A 26,427-nucleotide genomic window follows, 5' to 3' on the forward strand; every position below is an offset into this window, starting at 1 on the left:
CATGATCCCAGAACACCCGAACGACCTGCGCCCAATTTTTCGAACACCGAGGTGGGCCGGCTCAGCCGCCGAAGTCCGCAGCACGACCTCAGCGAATCCCTCTCAGCGCTGCGGCATCAAGCGCTGGCTGTTTGTCGGTAGAGCGACGCCTGGCCAGTGAGACTCCGCCACCCCGGCGGTATCGTGCCGCAAACATCTCGGAGGGGGATAAGACCATGGACCCAGAGCGCGAATCTCGCGACTCGGTCGAAGCGGAGTGGGATTTCCTAGCGGATGCCGCAGCAAAATGGGACGACCGATCCCGAGGCTCCGCTACGACATGGGTACCGCCGATCATGGGAGCCCTCGTTGACGCGGCGCGGAACAGCGTGCTCAGCCAGTTCTATCCCTTCACCAGCCACGCCAGGCTCTGTTTCAGCACTGGTCTGCGGCAGTGGCTGGGAGAGGGCTACGTTCTCCCCCTGTGCATCGCCCTTCTTCCCGGGGGCAGCTACTCGGTGGGGCACAGACACGACCCGGCCAAGATGCTGCTCGAAACGACCAGCGCTGATGAGGCCGTGGCGACGGCTGTAACTGCGCTCCAGGAGCATCTCCAGGCGTAACGGCCGGACACGGCTGAGCCGTCTGGGGGCGTCCGAGGACCAGCGATGAACTGGCGACCCATCAGCCGCAGGTCAGCACTCACTCCGACGGTTAGCCCGCAGGCCGCTGAGGCGGGGGTGAAGCCGAGGACAAGAGATACGTCGGCTGCCCAGATGGCCAGGACCTCACCCCGGCTCCGGCGTGCCCCCGTAAGCAGAGGGGACCCCTCGCTATGCTCGCCCGCTTCGCGGGCCAGGAGCCTGCCCTTCGGGCAGGAGTCCCTCGCCCCGCTTCGCAGCAGAACGCCGCCCTGCGGTGGCTGGCGCTCCGTGCTCCAGACGACCCGGCGTGCGAGGTCTTCGCCCACCACGACGAGGGTCTCGAAGAAACAGCGGAAGCCGAACGGCGACTTGGGATACGACTGCCCTCGGACTAGGTCGCCTTCATCGAAACCTACGGGGCCGGCGGAATCGGCGGAGACCCACTGTGGATACCCCCGCCATACGACGCATCCGGAGGCGACAGCGTGATCGGTATGGCCGAACTCTTCTGGGAACAAGCCCCCGAATCGTACTCTCCTGCTGGCTACCTCCCGAGGTAAGCGCCGACAAGCTGCTCCGGTGGGGCTTCATAGAAGACGGAACCCACCTGTTCTGGCTGATGACAGGCGATGACAGCGACACCTGGCCCACCGCTGACCTCTATGAAGACGGCGGCCCCCTCACCATCCACGAAGACGGGTTCGCCGCCTACGTACAACGCTGGTGCGCCCCAGCACCCGGCCCCACCCAGGAAGCAGTGCAATTCATACACTGGCGCGAATACGAACGCCTCATGGACCAAGGCCTCAACCCCACCACAGGCCTCCCCTGGAACCCCTGAACACAACCCGCACCCCTGGCTGCGCGGACCTGGGTGACCCCGTCTCACGGGGGCCTGGCCTTCGGCCCGTTGGGGTGTCCGCTTCGCTCACACTTTGAGTCGCTACGCCTACTCCTCCAGAGCCTCGGGCTGCTTCGCGGGCGGCCGGCAGCAGGAACGGGCTGGTTGATGAGCCGGTCCAGGATGCGGTAGGCGATGTCATGCCCGTAATGGTCTGCGAGGTCTATCGGGTGCAGGTGGTTGGGAGTGGCCGCGTTCGGTTCTGCCCCGTACGCCAGCAGGATCACGGTGAGACGGCTGTCGATAGGCGTGCCGGCCTGGAGTGCCGAGTCCCCCCTCCACGTCGATCGCGTGCGTCAGGAGGGTCAGCCCGCAGCAGACCGCGTTGACGTCGGCCCCTCGTCAAGGAGGCGGATCAAGTCGGCATGGTCGCTGGCCTCCACAGCCTGATGGGCCGGCGTACAAGGACTCTCGAGCATTCCGGCTCCTCATCGAGAAGCACTTGACTGGATGGGTGTGCGCTCGTGTCAGGTTCCAGCTACTCCCCGGAGTCCTCGGAGGGGTCCATCGAGGTTCACGGCTGCGGCAGGTAGGCGTCCCGGGGCCTGGGATCCGTTGAGGCTACGGGACGGGTTCGTGCGCGAGGGCTCGGTGTGGAACGCGGCGTTCTGGGATGGGTAGCAGGCCCTGTGACCCAAGGCCTCCGTGCTGCCCGGCATCACCATGCAGCTGCTGCAAGCTGCCCTGACCCGCGTCGGCGTGCTGTGGTCGACCCACCGGCTGGCAACCGGCGACTTTCCGACACTGCGGGCCGCCGCAGCGACCAATTCCCACTGCCCCAGCCAACCGCTGGCCGCCATCGACCAGGTTGCCTTCTCCGGCGACGGTGCTGTCCTGACCGATGTCCTCAACACCGCCTGGGCCAAGGTCCCCTGGGATGCCGTCTGATAAGCACCACGTCGTCACCGGGAACGAAGCGTCGCCGTGCAGAGGCGATTGACTGCCGCTTCGCGTGCGGACGCGGGAGAATGAGGACACGCACGGCCATTCCTGAGCCGCGTTCTGGATGGTCATGAGCAGCCCGCCGACCAGCTGGGCTGAAGGAGATCAGACCGCTGCGCTTCCTGTACCCCGTGGCGCTGGCCAAGGCCGCGGCCGTCAACATCAGGCACCGCGGGGCGGCAGTGCCACCCGCGCACCTGTCCCGTACAGGGGCATGACGGGATCCTCACGGAACCGGCCGACAGAAGCGGGCATCTTCTTGTATCGAATCCTGATGTGTCTCGTGCTGGAGGTGCTCCACCGTGGTGCGCGCGTCGATCGGTCTCCTCTGCGGTGCGGCAGGCCTCATCTGCCTGGTCGTCGGCCTGCGGGCCGTCGCGCGGAAGGTTCGTACACACCGGGCCCTGAGCACGGGACTGCTCGCCGAGGGACGGGTGTTGCAGACGTACGTGGTCCCCGGGGATCAGGGGCGCGCGGGTGTGCGGCGCGCGGCGGTCGTCTTCCGATCGGCGGACGGGCGGGAGTTCCTGCTCGACGACCGGTCCGGCCGGCCCCGGGCGGTCAACGACCGGGTGCTCGTGCGCTACCCGCAGGCCCGGCCGCAGCACGCGGTCCTCGACGACGTGCCCCGGCGGGTGGCGGGCCCCGCGGTGGTGATCTGCTGCGGGACCGTCTTCGTCGCCGCCTGCTTGTTCGCGGCCGTCCAGACGCTGTAACGGAACCCCGGCCAAGGCGTCTGGCGACCAAGCTCGTCGAGGCCGCCGACGAGAAGCAGTTGACCAAGACCGTCGCCCGATACGGCCGCGTTGATCTTTTGTGCATCAACGAGATCGGCTACATGGAACTCGACCTCCGCGGCGCCGAACTCCTCTTCCAGGTCCTCACCGAACGCGAAGAGGAGAACAGCGTGGCGATCGCCTCGAACGAGTCGTTCTCCGGCTGGACCAAGACGTTCACCGACCCCCGCCTCTGCGCGGCCAGCGTCGACCGCCTCACCTTCGGTGGCAACATCAACCGAGACCGGCACCAACTCCTACCGACTCGCCACCACCCGCGCCCGCGCCCGCGCCGAACAACAGCAGACGTCCAGCTGACACCGACCTGACCTGCCTGTCCTGCCCTGAATCACCTGGCGCTTTGGGACGTGAGTGTCGGAGGATTGCCCTCATGTCCATAGGTGTTCACGATCGCTACACACATGTGCTGCGGTCGCCGACGATGGACGTGTCTACCGGTTCGACCTCTTCTATGACCGGGACTCTCCACACGGAGCACGGAAGGCCACCATCAGGTCATGGACCGACATCACTGACACCTGGCAGGCGGATCCTCTCCAACACGAAATCGCGCAGGCCTTCATCTGGGCCCCTCCGCCGAGGCGAACAGACCTCACACCTCGGCCTGTCAGCGGACCACTGCCAGACACCGCGTGAGGGCAACACCCCGCACCGCCTCGTCGGCCCACGTGGTCTCAATACTCAAAACTCGGCAACATTTCACAGCCGCCAGACCACCTGCTGCTGCCAGAACCCCGCTTTCACCTACGCAGCCACGCGGGGTTCGCGAACGCATGCTGGCCAATGACGTCATTGGAAGGCCCCGCTCCACTTGGCGCGAAGGCGCAGGACCTTGTCGCTCAGTACACCGGGGCTTTTTCTCAATTGCGCGAGGGACTGCACATGGGCTCCGTGGTCGTAGGTGTCATCGGCACCTTGATCGGAGTGACAATCGGCGTGGTGGCCCAGCAGGCGCAGGCAATTCGCAACCACACGTGGCAGCGCGAGGACGTACTCAGCAGTGCAAAGCGAGCCGTGTACGCCGAGTACCTGCGATCCATCAGCGCGAGCTACGCCCAAGCGATCTCAGACAAAAAGAGGACCCGCACCGAGGACGCACACCTGCTTGCCGCAACAGCCGAGCTAGAGATCCTCTCCGAGCCGGAAGTGGCGGAAGTGGCCCGGGACCTCGCTAACCGGGTAATGGCAGTGCACGAGCGGATCGCAGACGGCGGTGCGCCCAAGGCGCATGTCGATGCGGTCGATCGCCGCCGGCTAGAGATCGTCGACCTGTTCAAGGCTGATCTCGGGCTCCCGACGCGGGCCAGTGCGGCTCACGGACCAGGCACGTTCCCGCTGCCGGGCGGCGCGGACAAGATGCCGTTCAACATCGCGACCGGGCCTGACCAGAACGTCTGGTTCACCGAACTCCTCGGCAACGCCATCGGCCGCGTCGAAGCCCTCCCGGGCCAGGGGGCCGGCCCGCACGCTGCCGACCCGCAGCCGGCCCCGACGCGTCCGCGCCACGAGCGCCCCCGCCGCTTGCTGCCCTGCGGCACCGGGACACCCCCAGGGGCGGCCTCGTTCTGCCGCTGACGACACATCCGGGCCCGGCCGCACTGCCGCGTTCCGGTACCGCTGCTGATACCGGGGCTCACGGCAGCCTGATCTGCGAGTAGCGTCGGCGGCACGGGGTGCGGCCCTGGCCAGCTGCGTCGCGACGCTGGCCGCTCCCCGAGATACAGGGACAGCCAGGAGAGGGCTGCTGCGCCGGTGGCTTCGCTGCTCCCGTCGGCGTGGCGTGTCCGTTCCTGTCCGTTCTGCACCACTAACCTCAGCGCATGGCTGACACGTTCGAGCACGCGCCGCAGGTCTGGACGGCGGGACGGCTGCGCTCCGCTCTCACCGGGGTTACCGACGACACCCCCATCCACATCGGGGTCGCGGACGAGCCGGGCAACCTTGAGGGTTACGGCGAATTCGTGCTCGTCGGCGCCGAGCCTGTGGAGATGGAGGCCGACGACAGCACCACGCCGCCCCAGGTCCAGTTCACCCTCTTCGCCGACGCCAAGGCAGGCGTGTACTACCTCGACATGGACTGAGCGGCTTCGTCCACGAGAAAGAACCCACTGGGAGTGCTTGGTGCGGGCGTCGGTCATGGTCGGGTCTTGGGGTGGCAGTCGACGGCGAGAGGGACGCGGTCCGGGACCGGCCACAGCCCCGAGCAGGCCTGCGCGGACGTTCTCGCCATCGCGAGCCCTTCGACAAGCAAAACTGCGTGCTCATCCAATGATCGGATCCGCCGGTACCAAGTATCCCGGTCCCGTTCACGGCGATGAGCACTCCCATCTGGGCACCATCACGGGCGCGCTGCACTTCAGCGTCCGGCGTCAGCCGAGGTGAGCTCGCCCGTGGCGGCGGAGCCGGTTTCGGAACCGAGGGTTGCCTGCTCATGGTGACGGCCAGGCGAGGCCGAGGAGGAATTGTGGCAGCTCTGGCTCGGATTCCGGGATCCCGACGACGCCGCGAACCGCACCCCGGTGCGCGGGTGGCCGGGGCCGGCGGCCGCCGGGTGTTCGGCGCCCGCCGGTCCAGCTCCATGTAGCCGAGCTCGTTTCCCGAAGCGGCGCGGGAGGCATCCGTGGCCAGCATGAAGGTCGTCATCTACAGGCCGAGGCTCAACAGGATCGTGACCGTCGGCGGGAACGGCGCGACCCACCCCGCCCATCGGCGTGCCCTGGCCAGGGTGGGGTGTCGCAGGGGCAGCCGGGACGCCACCACGAGCAAAGGGGTAACCGTCCAGGACGCCCACCAGCAGGTTATGAGGACCGCCACGGTCTGAGGGTGAACCTCCCTGGCCATCCCGGCCAGACACCCGAAGATGAAGGCGACCGGGATCAAGGCCACCGTTGCAACCGTGCCCCATATCGACACCTTGCCGATGGCACGGGCCTCGGCGGCACGGTCGGCAAGCAGAACGGAGGTTGTCTTGTGCATGGGTACAGCCAAGCGGCTCCGGCACGGGTTCGCCTGGGCGTACGTACTCAGCTCCTCGTCGGCCCCGTACTCATTTCAGAGCCGGGACACTGACATCTCGCGTCGTCTCCCTGCCGGACGACACGAGAGCCTTCAGCGAGAAACGACACCGACCTCCGCCAGGAAAACGACACCTACAACACCACAAGCCAGACGGCTGACAAGCCCAGACCGTGCGCAGATTCAGCGAGCCAACGCAGCCACGAACCGTTCAACCAACCTGCACAACCCCAGGTCAGGTGCCTGACGACTGTTCAGTTTCACTGACCGGCGACAGTAGAGCCGGCAACCGGCGCACCGCCGGCCCCCACAACGCCCGAACCGACACGGCCGGCAACACCCCGCCCAAGCCTTCCCAGACTGGCGGCTGCACTTCCTCATCCACCATCAGGAGCGATGCGAGGGCGACGGCTGCAGCCTTCGCCGAGGCGGGATTGATCCAGAGTTCACCCGCCGGGACATACGGGGGCGGTTTTCTGGTCCGGCAGGTACGCCGCCCGTTCTTCCGCTGTGAGCTCGCGGTTGACCGCCTGGCAGATCTTCCGGATCGCTGCGGCAGACGGGGGCGATAGCGCACCCGAAGCGGTCTGGCACCGCTGGTAGACCGCACCGCGCTCACCGCGCCACTACGTCGGAGCGCATCCTCGGAGGGCAGAGGAAGGGCATCGTGGAACTGGTGGCGGGGCCGGTCAGCCCCCGCGACACCACGAGTTCAACCTCAACAGCATTGCCAGGAGTCGGAAGGAAGTTCGCGACGACGCTTCCATCGAGCCCCTCCCTCCGGCGCTGGCAATCCACTCAACCCTCGCTATGCAAATATCCCCGCCTCTCGTAAGAGGCGGGAATATTTCACAAGCAGCAATTCAAGTGGCGCATTCCGCTGACGCCATCAATCGTCGTCGGCCGAGCGGGAGTTACGTTTCTTCCAGATCGCACCACCCGCCACGCATGCGACGAGGAGTACGAACAGAACGGGAATGAGCGATCCGAAGCCCACGCTTCCGAACATAATATCTCCTTGACGCACCGAGAAATCGGCTAGCCGATTCGGGACGTCAGCGGGAGTACCATACGTTGACCATCCCCGCGTTCGATCGGACTGCGACCCACGATCACCGACACGGCATTTGCGGCGACTGCAAACCCGTTGGGCCTACTCGTCCTTGAGATACCCGCCGACGAAGCCCCGGTAGTCGCCCCAGACGCGCTCGCGCTCGTCCCAGGAGCTGCCCCAGCAGGACGCCGTCCAGATGGTCTCGCTCTGCGCGTTGTCGGCCGGCGGCGAGGAGATCCACTCCTTCACCGGGCTGTGGGAGAAGTCGCACCCCGGCACGTAGAGGTAGTGGGAGGCGCTGCCCGGGTACACCTTCGTGGTGTCCTTGCCCTTGACCTGGTAGTTGGTCCGCACAGAGACCCGCGAGACCTTGACCCCCAAGAACTTGTCGGTGTAGGAGTACGAGGCCCACATGTCGTGGTAGCCGGACGCCCTGAGCGCCGCGCTGGAGTTGGGGGACGCGTCGTCGCCACCGCCGGTGGACTCGCGCTCCACCACGACATCGCCGCCCGCCAGCACCGACCGCGTGATGCCCGCGGCAGCCGGGGACTCAGCCGCGTCGAAGAGCTGCTTGATCAGGGTGCGGTCCTCCAGCAGGTCGAGGAACCGGGTCTTCTGGGCAGCCGAAAGGGCCGAGAACCCCTGCGCCGTCTCCTTGGCCTGCTCGTCCCCCTGAGCCGACTTCATCGCGAGGTAGGCCTGGTACTTGGCGACCCGGGAAGCCTGTGAGGCCAAGCCGTCGTCGGCCTGAGCCGAACCGGGGATCATCGCAAGAGCTATTCCGGCAAGAGTGACGCCGGCAGTGGTGGTGAGGCCTTTTCTGATCGCGGAGCGCATACTGGTTTTCTCTCCTCTTTGCTTGCCACTCGCTTAATTCGGGCAGGAAAGGGAGAGGCACACAAACGCGCACCTCAAGGCCCCGGCCCCCCGTGTCACGCGCCCGCCTTTCGGTCCCCGCGGTCGCGCCTCACAAAGAGTGCCCGAGCGCGCGGCGACACGTCAATCGATCCCAAATCATTTGAGGATCATCTGAGTTAAGGAGGTGCCGCAGCCCGCCAACGTTCCGGAATTAAAGAATCCGCCAATAGGGAGTTTGCGAACCGATGAAACTGGGCCACCCAATGCCCCGGAACACCCGCTTTCCCCCCGATGTCCCCCGGCCTTCGCGAAGACCTACGGCACGAAGTGGCCCAGGCCGTCACGAAGATCATCGAGGACTGGGAGGAGCTGCTGGTGGCGTTCTACAACTTTCCAGCCGAGCACTGGATCCACCTGCGGACCACGAACCCGATCGAGTCCACGTTCTCCACCGTCAAACTCCGCGCCAAGGTCACCCGCGGCGCCGGCCGCCCGGCAGCGGCGCCCGCGATGGTGCCCAGGCCCGATGGCGCGCGATCACCGGCGCCCACCTCGTCCCGCTGGTCCGCGCCGGGGCCCGCTTCGAACGCGGTCAGCTCGTCGAACGCCCCAAAGACCTCGCAGCATGAACGTGCTCAGCTGACACACTGAGGCCGAAGCGCAGAACCGCACAGAGGACCCAGACGCCCGTGCTGAACCCACTCGACGCTCCAGACGCGGTGTCAGCCGCAGCTGAACCGCTCGAGGACCTGCTCGACGACTGCAACCATGGGTCGTCCATATGCCACTGACGTGTCGCGGCGTCGCCGCGGTCTAACGCTGCTGCCGCCCGGGCCGACGAGGTCGCCAGGGCCGCGGCCGGTAGCTGACCGGCTGTGTCTGCAAGGCGTCTTGTACGTGCTCTGCAAGACTCGCGTGGCAACTTCTGCCCCCTGAGCTGGGGTTCGGCTCGGGGCCGACCTGCTGGCGAAGGCTGGAGCGGTGACAGCAAGCCGGGGTCTTCGACCAGCCGCACCGCATTTTGCTCGCCGAGCTGAACGTGCCGGCCGCCTCGACGGTTCCAGGGCGTGCATGGACGGCTCGCACATCCGCGCGAAAGAAGGGGGAGCCGATACCAGTCCGTCGCCGGTCGCCCTGCTCCGGCGTTTCATGCTTGAACGCGTGATCGGACAGGATCGCATCCATGAACTTTGAGCCGGACAGTCGGACCTTCCGAGGTCGGGCCGCCGCTTCAGGTAGCGCTGCTGCCGGGTGGCGCGGATCGGCACTGGGCACAGGCTGATCCGCCACGTGTGTCGGGCGCACGGATCCCGAGCCTGCGTTCGTTACGCCGCTACCATGCGCCGCATGCCGGACGCCCTGACCATCCCTCAGCCGTTCACCCCGCAGACCGCCCCCGCGGCGCTCGAGGACCTGCGGGCGCGGCTCCGCAGGACGCGTTGGCCGGACACGCCCGAGGACGCCGGGTGGTCGCTCGGGACCGACCTCGACTACCTCCGCGACCTCGTCACCTACTGGGCGGACCGTTTCGACTGGCCGGCGCAGGAAACGGCACTCGCCCGGCTCCCCCGCTTCCGCGTGGCGCTCGGCGGCCTCGGGATCCACTTCGTGCACGCCCGGGCCGTCGCGCCGGCCGGGCCGGTGCTGCCGCTGGTCCTCAGCCACGGCTGGCCGGACTCGTTCTGGCGGTACACGAAGGTCATCCCCCTCCTGTCCGACCCCGGCGCGCACGGCGCCGATCCTGCGGATGCCTTCGACGTGGTCGTGCCCGACATGCCGGGCTACGGGTACTCGGACCGTCCCGCGGGCCCGCCCCTCGACTCCATTGCTGTCGCCGGACTGTGGGCCGAGCTCATGGACCTCCTCGGCTACACGCACTTCGGCGCCGCGGGCGGGGACATCGGCAGCCATGTGAGCCGCTACCTCGGGCTCGACCACCCCGAACGGGTGGTGGCCGTCCACCGCACCGACGCGGGTGTGCCCGTCTTCACCGGCGACCCTGCGCACCTCGCGCCCGAGGAGCGCGCCTGGCTCGAGAGCGCCGCGGCCTGGGGCGGGAACGAGGGTGCCTACGCAGCCGTGCACCGCACGAAGCCCCAGACCGCAGCCGTCGGGCTCAACGACTCGCCGGCCGGGCTCGCCGCGTGGATCGTCGAGAAGCTGCGATCGTGGAGCGACTGCGACGGTGACGTCGAGCGGAGCTTCACGAAGGACGAGATCCTTACGAACCTCACGATCTACTGGCTCACAGGGACGATCGGTTCGTCGATGCGCATGTACCGCGCGAACGCCGCGGTCCCGCTCGCCCAGCACGCCCGCCGGGTCGAGGTGCCGTCCGGCTTCTCGCTCTTCCCCGGTGACGTCGTCCGTCCGCCGCGGGCGTGGCTCGAGCGCACGACGAACCTCGTGCGTGTGAGCGAGCCTGCGCACGGCGGGCACTTCGCGCCCTTCGAGGAGCCCGAGCTCTATGCGGAGGAGCTGCGCGCGTTCTTCCGCCCGTACCGGTCGGCGGCAACTGGCTGAGGGCGTCGCCGTGCGCCGTCTCGGTCACGCCCCGGTGTGGAGGTGGGCGGCCCACAGGGAGGGGGTTCTCGGGTAATTGGTCGCGCATCGCCCGGGTCGCCCGGTGAAGGGCGGCCGCGGACCGTTCGGGGTCGACCGTCTCCCGGTGGGCCGGTGGTCAGGTGCGTGTGGAAGGACTCGGTAACCGTAACGGCCAGGTGGTAATCGATCGGCCACCGCGTGTAGACGACGTGGGGGAAACCTGCGAGTTGTAAAGCGCTGGTGACGTGGATGGCCTCGTCGAGCACATCGGCCCTGCCGGGAGCCGCGGTGCTGCAGGCGGAGAGGAAGCCAGCCGTGCGCCGCCGAGGTTGACCTGGGCGAGGGCGGAGACGGTCAGCGGTGTTGTGGCGTGGTCGTGCAGGAACAACCGTCTGGGGGAGGAGTCGGTGCTGTCGCTGGCACCATGGCACGCGAAGTGCGCGATGGCGCAATCCGAGCCGACCGAGACCGGGGTGGCCGGCATCCCCCGACGAGACCCGCTCGATCGCGCCGTGCGGCCGATGACCTTCCCGGACCCTGGTCGGACGGGCGGATCAGCGCAGTCCGGCGAAGAGATCGTTCTCGGGTACGGCCGCGCCGGTGGCGTCCTTGACGCGTACGAAGGTCTCCATGCCCATCAACTCGCCGAACCTCTCCTTGCCCATCTTGAGGAAGAAGATGTTCTCGCCCTGACTGGCGTGCGCTGCCAGCGCATCGAACTTCTGACCGCTGAACGCGGTGGTGTCCACCCACGTGGTGATCTCATCGTCGGGGAGGCCGATCTTGGCCATCGCGGCGGCCTCGGCAGGATCCGGCTCCGGCATGTCCTCATGAAACTCGCGCATGATCTCCCCGAACCGCCGCATCCCCGAGCGGGGCATCGTCGTCCAGTACACCTTCGGTGTCAGCGCGGTCATCTCCAGCGCCGCCATCGTGATGCGGTGGGCCTGGATGTGGTCGGGGTGGCCGTAGAAGCCGTTCTCGTCGTAGGTGACGACCACATCGGGTCGGTAGTGCCGCATGAGTTCCGCAAGCCGGGCGGCGCCTTCCTCCACGGGGGTCTGCCAGAAGGATCCGGGGGCGTCGTTGCTCGGCCAGCCCATCATCCCGGAGTCGGCATAGTCCAGCATCTCCAGATCGCTGACCCTCAGGACGTCACAGCTCGCCTCGAGTTCCTGACGGCGCATCAAGGCCACGGCAGCCGGATCATGCCCGGGATCGCCCGGCTTGACACCCCCCGGTCCGTCACCGCAACCGCCGTCGGTACACGTCACGAGAACCGTGCGGATGCCCTCCGCCGCGTACCGCGCGAGGACCCCTCCGGTACCGGTGGCCTCGTCGTCGGGATGGGCGTGCACTGCCATGAGCGTCAAGGGCCGGTCAGTCATGAAACAGTCCTCCTGCAGAAATACTTCTTGGTCCGAGTGCGCGGCGGGTGTACCGCGATCCTGGGGCCCGGACCCTGGTGGGGCGGACGACCCTGTGGTCTCCGTGCTCCCCGCCCGCGGCGCCGGTCCCTCGGTCGTTGCAACCGCGCCGACCGGACCGGCTGTTCCCGGCGCGGCCGATTGACCTTCCAGGCAGCCTCCGTCCTGGCCCGCCTGGTCGGCCCTTTGTGCGGGGCGGCGTGCTCGTGACCGCGATCAGACGGCACCGCCCCAGTCGGAGTCAGCAGCCCCGTCGATCGTCCAGGGAAGGGCCGGAAAGCGTCGTGCCGGCTGAGCTGCTTATGGGGATACGAGCGACATGAAGATCCAGGAAGTCGTGCAGAACGGTGTCACCGGGCTGCGCGAAGAGAACCGCGAGCTGCGCCGCCGCCAGGACAGGATGATCGCTGACCTGCAGGAAAGCCGGGAGGAAACACGGGAGGAGATCCAGCAGCTGCGCGAGCTCGCCGACCTCCTGCACGGCTTCGCCATAGCCCCGGATTCCACTCTGCAGCAGCCTGACGCACCGTTCTCTGGGCGGTGATCCGTGACGGAGCGTTCTACCAACCGGTACCATCAGTCACGCGTGTGCCGTGGAAGTGACCGTCGCCATCGGCGACTACGGCCGATACTCCGCCATACGGGACTGGAACCTGGGCGACGTGGAACGCCGCGATCTGCGGCCGGCAACGGCCGAGGAGTTGTCCGGCGTCGGTCGATGGATGCACGAGATCTCTGAGCGGGACGGGCAGAACGCGCTGGTCAAGGGAATCCTCCACCTTTTCGGCAAGGCGGAGTGCCCCGGCTGTGCAAGCGTCTTCAGCATCGCGGATGAGTACACATCCGCAACCTCCCCGTCCTTCGGTAAGCCACACAGCACCGGCTCGCCTTGGCTCAGTGACGGAACCACCGCAGAACCACGGATCTCGTGTCCGGCTCACGTTGGACTCACATCGCAATGCCATTCCCCAACTTCTGATAGCCGGAGTTACCGGCAGTCGGCGTGCCCCTTGCCCACGATGCCTTCGACGCCGGACACATCGGTCCAGGACTCCAGCCGCTCCCGGGCCTGCGCGAGGTCGGTCGTCATCGGACACCGCGTCCGCTGCAACGCCTCGAAGACAGGGCGCCGGCCTCGGGATCCCACACGAGCAGTTCACCGTCCCGGACCAGGCCGGGTGGTAGCTGCTCGACGGTGGCCGCGATGAGATCGGGAACCGGTCCTGGACCAGGGCGCCGCGCCGGGTCTGGGCAGCACCCGCCCGCCCGGCGCGGGCGGAATCAACAGCAGGGCGCGGTGACCGTCGAACCTCTGCTCATACGCCGCAGTCCGCAGCACACCCGCAGGCGGGACCGCCTCGGCGGCCTGCGCCAACATCGGCACCGCAGGAAGCCTGAGCACCACCGTGGATCATCCTCGCGCTCGGACCAGCCCCTGCGCCCAGCCTGACGCCCGCCGGGAGCCATGGCCTCGCGGGTGGCACCGGACAGCGCAGCGCGACCGGGTGATGTGGTTTGAGCGCTGCATCTGGTCCGGATGGACACCTTCGATGCTCAACTCGGTGCCGGCAGGGCCGCCCCTGGCCAGGGGCGGCCCTGCCGATCGTTCAGGCGAGGCGGTCGGTGGCGTAGGCGTCGATGGCGTCGCGCTGGAACGCCGCCAGGCCAGGTGCGATGGCCTCGTAGGCGGCGCGCCAGGCGGGGTTGTCGACGCAGGAGCGGCCGATCGCCCGGTACTCCTGCGCGGACACCGGGCGCAGGGCCGTCAGGGTCCGGTACTGGGCGTCGGTCTCGGTCTGCACCGGTGCGGCGTCGGCCGGGTGGCCCGCGGTCATGAGCTCGGCGAGGCGGATCATCTGGGCAGTGCGCTCGCGCTGTCCTGCCTTGATCTCCTGCGGGCTCATGGCGGCGACGCGGCGGGCGACCTCTTCGCCGTGCTCGGGGAAGTCGCGCAGGCTGTCCTGGTACTGGTCGGGCTGGACGCCGTCGAAGAGGTTCTCGGGGCGGTTGATGGTCATGGGGGTGCCGTCCTTCCTGGACTGTTCCAGTTCGGCGATCGTGCGGGAGACGGTGGCGGCCAGGGCATCGAGCCGGTCCCGTTCGGCGAGCAGCCTCTGGCGGTGGCCGCGCAGGGCCTCCACCTCGTCGACTTGCTCGGCCAGGACCCGGCCGATGTCCTCCAGCCCCAGGCCCAGGGCACGCAGGACGAGGATCTGCTGCAGGAGCAGCAGCTGACGCTCGCCGTAGTAGCGGTGGCCATTGGCCCCGATCCGGGCGGGCAGCAGGAGGCCGATCTCGTCGTAGTGCCGCAAGGTCCGGGCGGTCACACCCGACATCCGGGCCACCTCCGCGATCGGCCAGTCCATCGCCCTCTCGCTCACGATCACCTTGCCTGGCCGGTCTCTCCGGCCCTGGTCACGACCGTAAAAGCTGCCGCAACGGCAACCACAAGCCCCGGCGGACCCCGATCTCGCCAGCCCCCGTGCACAGGGATCTGGTCCGGAGGCAACGCCGTGGACGGGATCCGGGCTCGGCCTCGGGCCGGCCGAGGCCAGGGCTCCCCGGGCTACAGCATCAGGTCGTCAGCGTGGCCGTGGCGAGGGCCCCCTGAAGGATCCGGCCTCGGGGCAGGGCGAGGTCGAACAGGCGGCCCAGGATTCCCAGCAGTGTGCGCCGCATCTGCTCTTCGTCCTCTTCGCCTGTGTAGCCTTCTCGGCCGGCAACGGGCAGGCCGGCGTCCGCTATGGCCGCAGTCACCCGCGTCGCCACCGCCGGGTCCCCGTCGACACCGTCGTATCCCCATGACCCGTCCAGGTGCAGATTGAACGAGCAGGCAAGAACCTCGTCGTGGTAGTACTCGAAGAACGGCGGCACGGGCTTGCCGTTGTCCTCTTCGAACTTCACCTGGAAGACGTGCGCGCCACCCGCCGAGACCCGGGCCAGCTCGTCGAACTCGCCCCACCACGCGCCGTACATGACCGCGAACGACAGGTCGGCGTGCTCGCCGTACCGCAGGTGCACGTCTTCGTCGACATCGAAGAGGTCAGGGTTTGCGACCTCCTCGGCGGTGTGCTCGCCAGACCCCCGGCGGACAACGGCGGGCACCTCCTCGAAGGCCGTCGCCGCGAGCCGCTCTACCAGCTCGTCCGGGGTCACCCCCCGGGCCATCACCACGTTGTATCCGCCGAAAGGAATCCAGCGGGGCGCCGCGAGCCAGGCAATCCCGGTCTCGGGTCCGAGGGGAGCAGTGTCCTGCGTTCGATGAGTCATCCGGACATGATCCAGGACGCCACTGACAACCCGGCGTAGCCGGCTCCCCCGGTGCCGGACCCGGTCCCAGCGGCCGAGCCGCCCGGGACGGCGTCGCCGGCCTTCCAGCGAGGCGTAGCGGCGCTCGCGAGGTACGCCGTCCCCGAAGGTCGCTCCCGGGTCCTCCGTGCTCCCGTGGAGGAGATCGCGGTGGAGGGCGAGACGGTGACGGTGAAGCTGGGGATCTGGACCATGAACACGAAGACCCGCCGCGACCGGCTCGCCCCGGCCAGCGCGGCGCACTCGCCGATCTCGGCATCCGCTGGGCATGAGCCGGGACCCGCGGACGGCTGCCCTCGTTCGACGAACGACGTCCTTCGGAACACTCATGCAGTTTTGACCAGTGGAAACACCCTCCGGGCTGTACCGACCGGCAACCAGCTGACCTACCCAATCACCAAAACGTCAGCCCCACATCGGCATTCATGTCACCAACCGAGGCCCTCACCACAACCGACTGGACACCCCAGACCCGACGCACACCGCACTGACATCAAGATGCCGGACCACACCGACAAACCCGCAGAGTTGGGACGTAGGGTCGAGGGATGCGTGGACAGGGGCGGGCGAAGCGGATCGGTGCGGGGGCGGGCGCCATGGCGCTGGCGTGGGTGCTGGTGGGGTGCGACTCGGCCATGGAGGCGATCGGCGAGTCGCTGCCGACGCGTAGGGCGGAGCCCTGCCCGGAGGGCGGGGTGCGGCTGGCCGAGGGTGAGGGGAACTCGGCAATGGGACTGCGGGTGACCGACTTCCAGCTGGTCAACTGCGGTTGGGCGGCATACGTGCTGGAGGGCTACCCGGAGATCCGGCTGCTGGACGGGGAGGACCGGCCCCTCCAGGTGGACATCGGGCACGGGACGAACGGCGTGACTTCATCCGCCGCTGGCGGGGACGCGCCGCCGCAGCGGGTGACGCTCCAGCCGGGCCAGGCCGCCACGACAAGGTTGCTGTGGCGCAACCTGGTCACCGACTCGACCGTGCCCGCCGCCGAGGGGCGAGTGCTGGAGCTCGTCCCCAAGCCGGGCGCGCCCCGGCTGACGCTGCGGCTGAGCGCGCCCGTGGACCTGGGCAACACCGGCAAACTGGGGCTGAGCGCCTGGTCGGCATTCGCGCGCTGACCGCCGGCCGGGATCTCAGGCCGCTGCCGTCCGGTAGCCAAGGGGCGGGAGCAGTCGCTGCCCCAGTGCTGGACGTATGCCCCGATACCGGCCAGGCCCGACTCTCCTACCGCGGGCCGAGGAGGTCTTCGAGGAGAACACCATCTCGCCTGCCGCAGCCTGACCGACCTGGCGAACCTTGTCCGGCCGGCTCTAGGAGTAGCCGTCCAGCCTGGTTCCGGCAGGAGTGAGGTTCGGCCAGGGGTGCCCTGCTCTGTCCGATGCTGCGGACCTTAGAAGATCAAGAAGGCTGCATCCCGGGTAGCCGCGGAAAGTGGAATAGGCGGAACGGTAGTAGCAGCTCCAGTAGCTCACGACCCGTCGCTGAGTGCGTGCGAAGAAGACCGGGTTGTTTGCGATGAACTGCCCGTAAGCGAGGTGGCTTCGGGTGCCTGGCGTGGCGAGATCGCGCAGCTCATCGCGGATGACGAGCAAGATCTCCAAGACGTACTCGCCGACCAACTGCACGACGAACGGAACGACCCACGGGTCCGCGGAGCCGACGACCTCCGCCAGGTGGCGCTGCCTGACCATCCCGTCGCAGTGCCTTGAGTACAAGCAGTGCAGAAGTTGACGTTGACGCGACGAGAGCGACGCTACCGCTTCTGTTGACGGCTCGTCGTTGTACAGACGGCCTGGGATGGACACCTGCTGGCCCTCTACAGCGACCGAAAACGGTTCGAGCGGCCGGAGGCGGGAAGCAGGCATGACCGCCACAACTGCCTCGGCATCGCCCGCAAGCTCGGCTGGGAACGCCGTGATCAATGGATCGTTGCTGTTGGAAGTCGGCTGCACGAGCTGAGCATAAGCGGACGCCCCAGTCACGAGTATGGCCCCCACCACCTCACGGTTGCCCAAGCCGGTGAACGTACGTGGTCAGAGCACTAGATTCGGCTGAGTGGCGTCGAACCTGCGGTGAGGCTTTGGTAGCTCTTCAGCCTCTGTAAGAAATCGCAGGTCAGGATCCCTCTATGGGGCGACAGCTACTCAAGCGACCGAAGGTCATACATAGGCTCACCGTAGTGCGAGCCTGCGGGCTCAGGCGTCCGCTGCTTGCGCTGGCCTCTCCGAACGTTCCGTCTTCCGACCCTTGCTGCCAGGCGTGCGGGTTGTCGGGTCGACAACTTCGGCGGGGGGGGTCCGGTGACGTAGAGGCCGCCCTCGCTGACGACACCGCAAAGCACCGGTGGTGCTCGGCCCAGGCCCTGGCCTTCGTCCACTCGGCGAACGATCGCAGCCAGCGCCTCCCGGTCACCGTGCCGCCGACGGCCGCCTCCCTGAGGCCGGGTAGGCGCTTCCGGCACCACTCGCTGGAACAACTCCCACAACTCGTCCGGCACCAGCCGCTCGACGATTCCCCCGTCAGCAGGCTCTCGAACGCGCCAAATGAGATGACGTCCAAGGACGCCAGGCCGTGGCTTCCGTTGCGATCTCCTGTGCCAGCAGGCAAATGCGCTCTGCAGACGATCCCCGGCCCCGGGCACCCCGCCGTCGCGGCACGGGCGGTGCATACGCCGAGTTCTACCGTTCCTCGGGGTGTGGGCCGACCCCGCGTGCACGGCGGGGCGATCTCGGCAGGAACGGCGGATTCCTCCTCGCAGCCACCCTGAGGCCCTCGGGGGCGATCCGGATGACGAGCCCTACCTGCTGTGGTTCCGGATCCAGCTACTCGATGACTGGGACCCGGTGAGGAGCGAGGCGGCTGTTTGAGGAGTGGGTGCGCAACGCTCTTCACCGACCGTCTTGTTCCGGAGCAGGAGGAGTCACGGTGCCCAGATCACCTGCCGTCAACTTGGCGCCTGGCTTCGTGAGGTGTCTCCGGTGCATCGCGGCGCCCGCCCGGGCCGGTGTGGCGGCTGCAACCCCGGGCGTGATCAAGAACCTGCCGAGGAGCCCCGGCCCGCGCTGCAGGACCCACCGGCCCTCCCGTTACCCCCGAGGGACGGCCACGTCCGTGAGCAGCGCGCCGCCCGCCCCGAGGCCCGACCAGGCGCCCTGCCGGCTCAGTACGGCCACGGCCGACGTCGGGAACTTGGTGCGGACGCGCTCCAAGGCGTCCCCCACGGCCGCCCCGGCGATCAGCAGAACCAGATCCTCCAGGCCCGGGTTGTGCCCGACGAGCAGCAAGGTGCCCACCTCGGGAGAGACTTCGCGGACGACGTCGAGGAGGTCCCGCGCGTCCGCCGCGTACAAGCGCGGGTCGTGCCGGACAGGCGGCGTGCGGTCCAGCTCCGCCGCGGCCAGGTCCCAGGTCTCCCGGGCGCGGCGTGCCGGGGAGCACAGCACGAGATCCGGCACGTCGAAGGAGCGGGCGAGCAGTCGGCCGGCGGCGGGCGCGTCGCGCAGCCCGCGGGGCCCGAGCGGACGGTCGTGGTCGGGAACCCCGTCCGGCCAGGCGCTCTTGGCGTGTCGTAGGAGCACGAGTCGGCACACCGTGCCTTCCGCCGCCGCGTTCCGTACGTCCTGGTCCTCGGGGATTTGGTCGCGATGCCTCATGTCCCGAGCGTAGGGCCCGTGACCATGGACAGGTCCCTTCGCCGTGGCTGGACTCGCAGGCCCGTTCCCGTGCGCACGCCTCCCGGGCGACTCGGGAGCGCCTGAGTTGCGGAGCCGGGCTGCTGCGCGTGCCCGACCGCAGCGTGCCGCCGTGGTTGTTTGGTGGAGGGGCGGGCAGGGTCACCGGCCCGCCTTGGAGACGCCGCTGACGAGCCGGTCGAGGAAGCCGACGATGCCCTGTCCGACGTCGCCACTTCGGATGTCCAGCGCGCTTCGGCATCGGGCGCGTCGGCAGCTGTTCGGTTCCCCGAAGGCCCGGTTGTGGGTGCGACAGCGACGACGACCGGCCGCTGCGGTGTCGGCGGCCATGCCCGCTGTCAGATTTTCACTCAAGATCAACGCTAGGCTGTTCTCAGTCATTTATGGGGGATTACATGGACATGGACATCAAGACGTACTACGTACGGCAAGGCGCGGGAGGGGCCCGCTCGGCCGCCGAAGCCGCACTGGAGAACCTCCGGAAGTCCCTCGATTCGAGCGATACGGCAGCCGACGGCCACCACGGCTGGGCCTCGGCCGCGGCTTTGAAGCGGTGTGCGACCGCCTGGGAGGACCACATGGTCGACCTGGGGAAGCAGATGAACACCATGGCCGACAACCTCCACACCACGGCCAACGCCTACGACACCACGGACGCCCAGGCGAAGGACGCCTTCAACCGGCTCCAGCACGGCCTCTCCGACTTCGGGAGGCACTGACCCGTGGTCTCGTATCACGACCTGCACGGCTGCCGCGTGGACCAGTGGCAGAAGGCCGCTGACGACTGGGTCGACCTCGCCCGGCGCTCCTCCTCCGCCTGCGAGGACATCCGCGCGCAGGGCAAGAAGCCGCTCGACGACCACTGGGCGGACGCCACCGGCAAGACGGCCGGCAAGCGCCTGGAGGACCTCGCCGACCGCCTGGAGTCCGGCGGCGACATCATGAAGGGCGTGGCCATGGTCCTCGACGCCCTGGCCCACACCATGGGCTACGCCCAGCGCACCCTCTCCCACGCCATCGAGCTGGCGAACGAGCACGGGCTGAGCATCCAGGACGGCCGCGCCGTCGGCGTCTACACGGGCGCCGTGCCCACCGGCCCGAACGTCCCGCAGAACGTGCGTGACGCCTACACCAAGGAGCAGGGGCACATTGCCACGGTCAACGGGCTGATAGACGAAGCCCTGCGCGAGGCCTCGCAGGCGGACGCGAAGGCCTCCGCCGAACTGGACAAGCTGGCGACGACCATCAACGTCTCCGACACCTCACAGGCGCACAATGTGCTCCTCGTCGAGGCGTCCCACGTCGAATTCGAGATGCTCAGGGCGGACATCCCGGTCGGGAAGGACCCGCAGCTCGTCCGGGCCTGGTGGGACGGCCTGACGCCGCAGCAGCAGAAGGACCTCATGCGGGCCGATCCTGTGACCCTCGCCGACCTCAAGGGCCTGCCGCCCGAGGTCGGGCGCGAGGTCCGCGGCCCCGACGGAACGATCGACCGGGTCGAGATGGTGCGGTATGCACTCGACCACTGGGACATGAAGGACGACCTGGACTACGGGGCCGCCGGCAACTGCACCAACTTCGTGTCGTCCAGCCTGGAAGCGGGAGGCATGAAGAAGAAGCTCTCCCCGTGGACGGGGCTGATGGGCGACGACACCTGGGGCCGCCAGAGCGGGATCGGGTGGGACTGGTTCGACCAGAACGCGTACCACTCCGAGTCCTGGGCACGGGCCGAGGGGCTGCAGAACTTCCTGCTGCGCCACGGCAGCAGGGAGGTCCCGAGGGCGGACGCGCGGCCCGGTGACATCATCTTCTACGAGCAGGTGGCGCCCGGCACGGAAACCGCCCCGGGCGAGACCCACCATGCCGCCGTCGTCACCTCTGTCACCCCTGACGGGGACATCAAGCTGACCCAGCACACGAGCTCCTTCCAGAACGTGAGCCTGGACAGCCGGGAACACATCGCGAACAGGAACGGGGGCGAGCAGCGCATCCGCATCGTCCGCCCGGAACCGGATTGGTACTGATGGCCGCCACCTCGCCCTCCCCCTCCCCCGCTACGAGCGACGGCACCGCGCGCCCGCGTGCCGTCACGTTCGGCACCGTGACGGCGGCACTGATGGTGCCGCTCCTGATCGTGGCAGGCGTCGCGACCTCCTTGCACACGCAGGAGATCGAGCACGGGTGGGCCGACCGGCAGCGGGAAGCCTGTCGGCACCTGCCCTTCCCGATGGCGGAGTACGCCGCCGGGTGGGCCGGTGTGGTCCTCGGCGTGGCGGCTGTGGGGGTGTGCGTGCTGCTCGCGCGGCGGCTGCGCGCCCGGTACGGCCTCCGGCTCGGGGACACCTGGCCTGGGCTGCTCGCCGGCACCACCGTGTGGTTCAGCGTCCTGGCGATTCCGATGGAGCTGATCCAGCTGTGGGTCGTGTACTCGGCCGCGGCGTCGGGGATCAACCTTGGCGACGGGTGTTAGCCGCCCGCGCCGAGCGGGTGCGCCGGGCGCCCGCCGCGCGGCCACGGGATCCGCGTCGGCGGGTCTGGGCCGCCGCGCTGTGAGCAAGCCGGGGTCAGTCCTCCGCCTCCGCCATGGGCTCGTCCGGGTCTGTGGCCATGGTCAGCTGGGTGATGTTGCAGCCGTCCGGGTGGATCTGCCAGGGCCGGACCGCCTGGACCAGGTCTGGGGCGCTCAGGCCGCAGCCGGCTTCGCCCTGGGGCAGGCCGGGGTTGATGTCGTCGCGGACGATCTCGGTGACGGCTTCGAGTGCGGTCTGCGCCTTGGCGACGTCGCCGTGCTGGAGCGGCAGGTGGGTGATGATGTCGGTGAGGATCGCCGATTCCTTGTAGACGGTCCCGTCACCGTGCACCTGGAAGTGGCGGACGCGGTCGTACCGGTCGAGGATGAACGTCCCGTCGGAGTTCTGCCGGGCGCGCCGGGTGATGCACTTCTGGCGGTGGGGGAAGAGGGCCGCGTTGCACGTCAGTTCCGCGTCGCGGTGCGCCATGAGGCGACCGTCCTCGTTGTGGCCATCAACGAGCGGCTGTGACCGGCGCGGAAGTCAGTTGGCCTCACGGTGCTGCAGGAGCGAGGCTCGCCCTCATGACCACAGATCTCATCGTGCGTCCGGCCGGGCCCGCCGATTCGCGGACCTGAGCCGAACTGCGTTGGACGTTCAAGCAAGAGGACCCGGACCCACTCACGCCGGCCTCCCGCTGCTCGACACCCCGATGAGCCATCGGTGCGGCCAGGTCCGGCAGGGCCGGCCGCGACAGGGCCGGCGTCTTCTCCTCGGACGGCCCTCCCGGCCGATGCCCCGCCCTGACCGCAGTCATCCCGTCACCCTGCAGGCCAGTTCGGCGGACCGCGCGCGGCCCTCACCAGGGAGGGGGTGCGTCGCGGCGGGTGGCGGGCCCCGCGCCCGTGCGGCGTTGGGCGTCCGGGATGGCCGCCGCCAGCTGCGCTAACACCCGACGGCGATCCGGTATTCGGATGATCTGTCTGTAAATCGACCACCCATTGGCGCCCCTCCTTCGGACCTGTCAGGCTCATCTTCAGTTGAGCGCCACATCGCAGGCGCAGAACTGAAATCAACCTCGAAATCGAAGGTGAATCTTGTCATGCGGCACCAAGTAGTCACCGTATCCGCCCTCAGCCTTCTCTGCCTTGCGGGCACCACCGGTCTCGCGGAGGCGCAGCCCGCCAGTGCGCACGCCCCGTCCGCGATGGTCCTCGCAGTCATTCACGGTTCCGGTGCACCCACGGACACCGTCCTGCGCGCGTCCACCCTCAGCTGCGCCTACACCGCCGAAGGCACACACCCCGATCCCAGGGCCGCGTGCGACGCCCTCAACGCCACCAATGGCGAACTCAACCGCCTGCTGGCGGCTCCCAACCCGCCGCGGGCCTGCCCGATGCACTTCGACCCCGTCACGGTCACAGCGGACGGCGTACTGCGCGGCAGGCACGTCGCGTGGAAGCACACCTTCTCCAACGCGTGCGCAATGTCCGCGGCCCTGAACGGGAACCCGGTGTACGCGTTCTGACGCCGCGCAGCGGACGCACGTTCGAGCCCGTCCGATGTGTCCACTCGGCCGGTGGCGTTCTCAGCGCCAAGGAGTCAGGCACGGTCCCCGCCGTACGTATTGGCGGCTCACCTCGGGGGCGGCGATGCGCTGCTGGAGGGACCACGAGCCGGCGAAGCGCAGGACCGGCGCGTTGAGGAGCGTCGGCCGAACTCGGCGGCCCGGCGGCGGCGGTGGGCGGGGGAGCCCGATGACGTCAGCCGGGCCGCGCAGGGCCGCGCGAACCACTCCTCGGGGTGGGGCGCGGCGGCCTCCACCACTCCCCCGCGTCCGGCGACGGAACCAGCCCGGACCCGGCCGCCCGCCCACCGCGACGTCGGGGGGGGCGGGCGGCGGCCGTCTCCGTCATCTCGAACTTCCACGAGCGCAGCAGGCCGACCGCCCGCCTCATCCGAGCGCGGCGTGACCGTCGGATCAGATGACGCCCTGCGCCATCATCGCGTCCGCCACCCGCTCGAAGCCCGCGATGTTCGCGCCGACGACGTAGTCCCCCGGGGCGCCGTACCGCTCGGCGGTCTCGTACGCGACGGCGTGGATCGAGCGCATGATGGCGGCGAGTTCGTCCTCCACCCGCTGCGCGCTCCAGGCCGCCCGGCCGGCGTTCTGGCTCATCTCAAGGGCGCTGACCGCTACTCCGCCTGCGTTGGCGGCCTTGCCGGGCCCGAACGCGACCCCGGCCTCCTGCAGGATCCGTACGGCCTCGGGGGTGGTCGGCATGTTGGCGCCCTCGGAGACCGCCTTGACCCCGCCCGCGACGAGCGTACGGGCGTCCTGCGCGTCGAGTTCGTTCTGCGTGGCGGAAGGGAAGGCGATGTCCGCCGACACCTCCCAGACCCGCCCACCGGGCACGAACCGCGCCGAGGATCCGCGCCGTTCCGCGTACTCGCTCACGCGCCCGCGCTCGACCTCCTTGACCTCCTTGAGCAGGGCGAGGTCGATGCCCTTGTCGTCGACGACGTAGCCCTGCGAGTCCGAGCAGGTCAGCGGGTTCGCACCGAGCTGCTGGAGCTTCTCGATCGTGTACAGCGCGACGTTGCCTGAGCCGGAGACCACCGCTGTCAGCCCGTCCAGCGACTCGCCCCGGACCGCCAGCATCTCGGCGGCGAACAGCACACTGCCGTAGCCGGTCGCCTGCGGCCGGATCGCGGAGCCGCCCCAGCCCTGGCCCTTGCCGGTGAGGACGCCGGCCTCCCAGCGGTTGGTGATGCGCCGGTACTGGCCGAAGAGATAGCCGATCTCACGGCCGCCGACACCGATGTCTCCGGCGGGCACATCGGTGTGCTCGCCGATGTGCCGGTGCAGCTCGGTCATGAAGGACTGGCAGAACCGCATGACCTCGGCGTCCGACCGGCCGCGCGGGTCGAAGTCGCTGCCGCCCTTGCCGCCACCGATCCCGAGGCCGGTCAGGGCGTTCTTGAAGATCTGCTCGAAGCCGAGGAACTTCACCACGCCGATGTCCACCGACGGGTGGAAGCGCAGACCGCCCTTGTACGGGCCGAGCGCACTGTTGAACTCGACGCGGTAGCCGCGGTTGACATGGACCCGGCCCCGGTCGTCCTGCCACGGGACGCGGAAGAGGATCTGCCGCTCGGGCTCGGTGAGCCGCTCCACCAGGGCCACGGCCGGGTCGGCGTACTCGGGCCGGGCGGTGAAGACGGGGGCAAGGGTCTCGAGGACCTCCCGTACCGCCTGGTGGAACTCGGGCTGCGCGGGATTGCGGCGCTCGATCTCGGCCCGCAGTGCTTCCAGCCTGTCCTTCGAGTCCTTCACGTGTATCCCTCCAGGCAGTGGCCGGTGCGCAGACTGCGGCAGGTCCTTGGTGTCCGCGGGTCCGCGCGTGCCGGTCGTTTTCGAGTGCAGCACGCTCCGAACACGCGCTTTCGGAAGTTCTTCCGGAGCGCGGCCCGTTCGCGGAGGCTACCGCGCACGGCGCTGATCTGGGGAAGGCTTCTGCCCCGCGGACAAAAAACGTCCCGCACGCCGGCGTTTCGCCCGCTGCGCGACGGTCGTTCCGGAGGCGATGACCGAGACCCGCATGTCGGGCCTCGCATGACGCTCCCGGATGGCCCCGCCGTTCCGGGTGATGGTGCCGGACACCTTGAACATGCCGTCGTCGTCTGCCCGGGCGGCGACGCTCCCTCTCGGTGGTCGGCACGGTCCGCGTACGCTGCCTCCTCGAATCGCTCCCCGGCATCGGCTCGGCCCGCGCTGGCCAATTACTCGCCGACTTCGGCATCTCCGAGAGCCGCCGCGTCCAAGGGCTCGGTCCCGCCCAGCGCGCCCGGCAGTTCCCGCAGCAGAAATGACTCTGCAGCACCTCGGCGATCAACCGGTGGGGTCCCGCGGATCCAGATGATCCCTGCGCGTGAGTGGAGTCCGGCGAAAGAGCTCTCGGGTGTCCACTCCTGGCACCGGGACCGGCACGGGGCGGCTGTCATCCGGCCCTGTCCGGGGGCGGGGCCGTGGCACCCAGGGTCAGCCGGGCGTCCAGCCAGACCCTCTCGAATTCCTCGGCCGAGATCGCGCCGGCGCGCGGCGCTTCCTCCCATCCCATGAGCCTGCCCTCGGCGACAAGGCCGTACCGCTGCTCGTACCGGCTCATAGTGGCGATGTCCGCGCGCTCCTGGTACCGGAGAACCTCCTCCAGGGAGGCGGCGGTCACGGGGGTGCCGTCATCGCCTCGCAAGTCCACTTGCCGCAGAACCCATCCCTCCTCATCACCCTCGAAGTACTGCCACAGGTCCAAGGCCACGTCGTACGTGCGGATCCACATCACCATGGCACCACGTTCGCGCAGGTGACGGGGCTGCTCCGATACGGCACGCGCGTGGTTGCGAACGGCTCACCCCGTCGCCGAGCATCGGGCCTGCGGGGGGGGGCCACCCGTGGTTGGTTGCTTACGGGGCTTGCCGTGAGGATGCCGATGGCGCTGGTGATGAGCGGGCCCGCAAGCGGGTCTTTCCACCAGGATCGTTCGGCAGGAGAGCAGGTGACGCCGGGGATCGTGGTCGGAGGCGCCTGACGTCCCTGGGCTGCCTGCAAGGCGCTACCAAGTGCAGCCGTGTCCAGTCGGTCGGCCGGTTCGGCCGCCCAGGTGAGCCGTGTCTGGGCTTTGCCGGCGATCGTGGTGGTGGTCGGCTGTGCCTGGCTGTTCCAGACGGAGAAGCCGCCCACCACCGCGGTGGCCA

At 68.7% G+C, this 26,427-nt stretch carries 25 protein-coding genes and 2 pseudogenes; 16 read left to right on the forward strand and 11 right to left on the reverse strand.

All coding sequences use genetic code 11. The annotated features are described in order from the left end of the window. The first annotated feature begins 215 nt into the window (after nt 1-215). The 7 genes and pseudogenes from OG429_RS02095 (at nt 216) to OG429_RS02125 (ending at nt 6,084) form a co-directional block, all read left to right on the forward strand. Nucleotides 216-602 (forward strand): DUF6193 family natural product biosynthesis protein, encoded by a 387-nt coding sequence (locus OG429_RS02095; RefSeq protein ID WP_328923532.1) that lies wholly within the window; start codon nt 216-218, stop codon nt 600-602. A gap of 1,567 nt (nt 603-2,169) precedes the next feature. Then, nucleotides 2,170-2,412 carry a hypothetical protein gene (locus OG429_RS02100; RefSeq protein WP_328923533.1) on the forward strand — a complete coding sequence of 81 codons (243 nt, stop codon included), beginning with the start codon at nt 2,170-2,172 and terminating at the stop codon, nt 2,410-2,412. A gap of 356 nt (nt 2,413-2,768) precedes the next feature. Continuing rightward, nucleotides 2,769-3,182: a DUF3592 domain-containing protein gene (locus tag OG429_RS02105; protein WP_328923534.1), complete on the forward strand. Its 414-nt coding sequence runs from the start codon at nt 2,769-2,771 to the stop codon at nt 3,180-3,182. 17 nt (nt 3,183-3,199) lie between these two features. Beyond that, nucleotides 3,200-3,560 (forward strand): annotated as a pseudogene (locus OG429_RS02110) (ATP-binding protein); the annotation flags it as partial. Between the two features lie 486 nt (nt 3,561-4,046). Then, nucleotides 4,047-4,838, forward strand: coding sequence for a hypothetical protein (locus OG429_RS02115; protein WP_328923535.1), 792 nt, complete (start codon nt 4,047-4,049; stop codon nt 4,836-4,838). A 245-nt stretch (nt 4,839-5,083) separates the two neighbouring features. After that, the gene (locus tag OG429_RS02120) at nt 5,084-5,344 is read left to right on the forward strand and encodes a DUF6225 family protein (RefSeq protein WP_328923536.1); all 261 of its coding nucleotides are present in this window, start codon (nt 5,084-5,086) and stop codon (nt 5,342-5,344) included. A gap of 539 nt (nt 5,345-5,883) precedes the next feature. Continuing rightward, nucleotides 5,884-6,084 (forward strand): hypothetical protein, encoded by a 201-nt coding sequence (locus tag OG429_RS02125; protein ID WP_328923537.1) that lies wholly within the window; start codon nt 5,884-5,886, stop codon nt 6,082-6,084. Between the two features lie 1,347 nt (nt 6,085-7,431). On the opposite strand, the gene OG429_RS02130 is transcribed toward OG429_RS02125, so the two are convergent. Then, nucleotides 7,432-8,169 (reverse strand): hypothetical protein, encoded by a 738-nt coding sequence (locus tag OG429_RS02130; protein ID WP_328923538.1) that lies wholly within the window; start codon nt 8,167-8,169, stop codon nt 7,432-7,434. A gap of 322 nt (nt 8,170-8,491) precedes the next feature. Here OG429_RS02130 and OG429_RS02135 point away from each other — a divergent pair. Both OG429_RS02135 and OG429_RS02140 read left to right on the forward strand, forming a co-directional pair. Then, nucleotides 8,492-8,819 (forward strand): annotated as a pseudogene (locus OG429_RS02135) (transposase); the annotation flags it as partial. Between the two features lie 718 nt (nt 8,820-9,537). Next, nucleotides 9,538-10,713, forward strand: a complete 1,176-nt coding sequence (locus OG429_RS02140; protein ID WP_328923539.1) for an epoxide hydrolase family protein — start codon at nt 9,538-9,540, stop codon at nt 10,711-10,713. Here the strand turns inward: OG429_RS02140 and OG429_RS41350 are convergent. Both OG429_RS41350 and OG429_RS02145 read right to left on the reverse strand, forming a co-directional pair. Continuing rightward, nucleotides 10,656-11,165 (reverse strand): CHAT domain-containing protein, encoded by a 510-nt coding sequence (locus OG429_RS41350; protein ID WP_405681479.1) that lies wholly within the window; start codon nt 11,163-11,165, stop codon nt 10,656-10,658. The genes OG429_RS02140 and OG429_RS41350 overlap by 58 nt on opposite strands. A gap of 123 nt (nt 11,166-11,288) precedes the next feature. Then, nucleotides 11,289-12,122, reverse strand: a complete 834-nt coding sequence (locus tag OG429_RS02145; RefSeq protein WP_328923540.1) for a PIG-L family deacetylase — start codon at nt 12,120-12,122, stop codon at nt 11,289-11,291. Nucleotides 12,123-12,480: 358 nt separating this feature from the next. Here OG429_RS02145 and OG429_RS02150 point away from each other — a divergent pair, with 358 nt between their 5' ends. Beyond that, entirely contained in the window at nt 12,481-12,705 is a 225-nt protein-coding gene (locus OG429_RS02150; protein ID WP_328923541.1) for a hypothetical protein, read from the forward strand. Between the two features lie 1,063 nt (nt 12,706-13,768). Here the strand turns inward: OG429_RS02150 and OG429_RS02155 are convergent. Together OG429_RS02155 and OG429_RS02160 are read right to left on the reverse strand one after the other, a co-directional pair. Further along, a complete protein-coding gene (locus OG429_RS02155; RefSeq protein ID WP_328930134.1) occupies nt 13,769-14,527 on the reverse strand; it encodes a MerR family transcriptional regulator in 759 nt (252 codons plus the stop codon). Between the two features lie 208 nt (nt 14,528-14,735). Beyond that, on the reverse strand, nt 14,736-15,431 hold the full coding sequence (locus OG429_RS02160; RefSeq protein ID WP_328923542.1) for a hypothetical protein: 696 nt from the start codon (nt 15,429-15,431) through the stop codon (nt 14,736-14,738). A 587-nt stretch (nt 15,432-16,018) separates the two neighbouring features. Here OG429_RS02160 and OG429_RS02165 point away from each other — a divergent pair. Further along, nucleotides 16,019-16,588 carry a DUF4232 domain-containing protein gene (locus OG429_RS02165; protein ID WP_328923543.1) on the forward strand — a complete coding sequence of 190 codons (570 nt, stop codon included), beginning with the start codon at nt 16,019-16,021 and terminating at the stop codon, nt 16,586-16,588. 192 nt (nt 16,589-16,780) lie between these two features. Here OG429_RS02165 and OG429_RS02170 read toward each other — a convergent pair whose 3' ends face one another. The 3 genes from OG429_RS02170 to OG429_RS02185 all read right to left on the reverse strand — a co-directional run bounded on the left by OG429_RS02170 (nt 16,781) and on the right by OG429_RS02185 (nt 19,543). Then, nucleotides 16,781-17,422, reverse strand: a complete 642-nt coding sequence (locus tag OG429_RS02170) for a hypothetical protein (protein WP_328923544.1) — start codon at nt 17,420-17,422, stop codon at nt 16,781-16,783. 1,134 nt (nt 17,423-18,556) lie between these two features. After that, on the reverse strand, nt 18,557-19,123 hold the full coding sequence (locus OG429_RS02180) for a SixA phosphatase family protein (RefSeq protein WP_328923545.1): 567 nt from the start codon (nt 19,121-19,123) through the stop codon (nt 18,557-18,559). 180 nt (nt 19,124-19,303) lie between these two features. Further along, a complete protein-coding gene (locus OG429_RS02185) occupies nt 19,304-19,543 on the reverse strand; it encodes a hypothetical protein (RefSeq protein ID WP_328923546.1) in 240 nt (79 codons plus the stop codon). Nucleotides 19,544-19,557: 14 nt separating this feature from the next. On the opposite strand from OG429_RS02185, the gene OG429_RS02190 reads away from it, so the two are divergent. Genes OG429_RS02190 through OG429_RS02200 form a run of 3 tightly spaced genes read left to right on the forward strand, consistent with a single transcriptional unit; the run spans nt 19,558 to nt 21,632 of the window. Then, nucleotides 19,558-19,881, forward strand: a complete 324-nt coding sequence (locus OG429_RS02190; protein WP_328923547.1) for a type VII secretion target — start codon at nt 19,558-19,560, stop codon at nt 19,879-19,881. Nucleotides 19,882-19,884: 3 nt separating this feature from the next. Next, nucleotides 19,885-21,186 carry an amidase domain-containing protein gene (locus OG429_RS02195; protein WP_328923548.1) on the forward strand — a complete coding sequence of 434 codons (1,302 nt, stop codon included), beginning with the start codon at nt 19,885-19,887 and terminating at the stop codon, nt 21,184-21,186. Beyond that, nucleotides 21,186-21,632 (forward strand): hypothetical protein, encoded by a 447-nt coding sequence (locus OG429_RS02200; RefSeq protein WP_328923549.1) that lies wholly within the window; start codon nt 21,186-21,188, stop codon nt 21,630-21,632. Before OG429_RS02195 ends, OG429_RS02200 begins: the two co-directional genes overlap by 1 nt. A 94-nt stretch (nt 21,633-21,726) precedes the next feature. Here OG429_RS02200 and OG429_RS02205 read toward each other — a convergent pair whose 3' ends face one another. Next, a complete protein-coding gene (locus OG429_RS02205; protein ID WP_328923550.1) occupies nt 21,727-22,161 on the reverse strand; it encodes a hypothetical protein in 435 nt (144 codons plus the stop codon). A gap of 613 nt (nt 22,162-22,774) precedes the next feature. On the opposite strand from OG429_RS02205, the gene OG429_RS02210 reads away from it, so the two are divergent. Then, the gene (locus OG429_RS02210) at nt 22,775-23,200 is read left to right on the forward strand and encodes a subtilase-type protease inhibitor (protein WP_328923551.1); all 426 of its coding nucleotides are present in this window, start codon (nt 22,775-22,777) and stop codon (nt 23,198-23,200) included. Between the two features lie 453 nt (nt 23,201-23,653). On the opposite strand, the gene gdhA is transcribed toward OG429_RS02210, so the two are convergent. Further along, nucleotides 23,654-25,009, reverse strand: a complete 1,356-nt coding sequence (gdhA, locus tag OG429_RS02215; protein ID WP_405680632.1) for an NADP-specific glutamate dehydrogenase — start codon at nt 25,007-25,009, stop codon at nt 23,654-23,656. A 374-nt stretch (nt 25,010-25,383) separates the two neighbouring features. On the opposite strand from gdhA, the gene OG429_RS02220 reads away from it, so the two are divergent. Then, the gene (locus tag OG429_RS02220; RefSeq protein ID WP_405680630.1) at nt 25,384-25,545 is read left to right on the forward strand and encodes a hypothetical protein; all 162 of its coding nucleotides are present in this window, start codon (nt 25,384-25,386) and stop codon (nt 25,543-25,545) included. 128 nt (nt 25,546-25,673) lie between these two features. On the opposite strand, the gene OG429_RS02225 is transcribed toward OG429_RS02220, so the two are convergent. After that, nucleotides 25,674-26,018 carry a hypothetical protein gene (locus OG429_RS02225; protein ID WP_328923552.1) on the reverse strand — a complete coding sequence of 115 codons (345 nt, stop codon included), beginning with the start codon at nt 26,016-26,018 and terminating at the stop codon, nt 25,674-25,676. Between the last annotated feature and the right edge of the window lie 409 nt (nt 26,019-26,427).

It is taken from the genome of Streptomyces sp. NBC_00190 (genome assembly GCF_036203305.1).
Classification (GTDB): Bacteria; Actinomycetota; Actinomycetes; order Streptomycetales; family Streptomycetaceae; genus Streptomyces.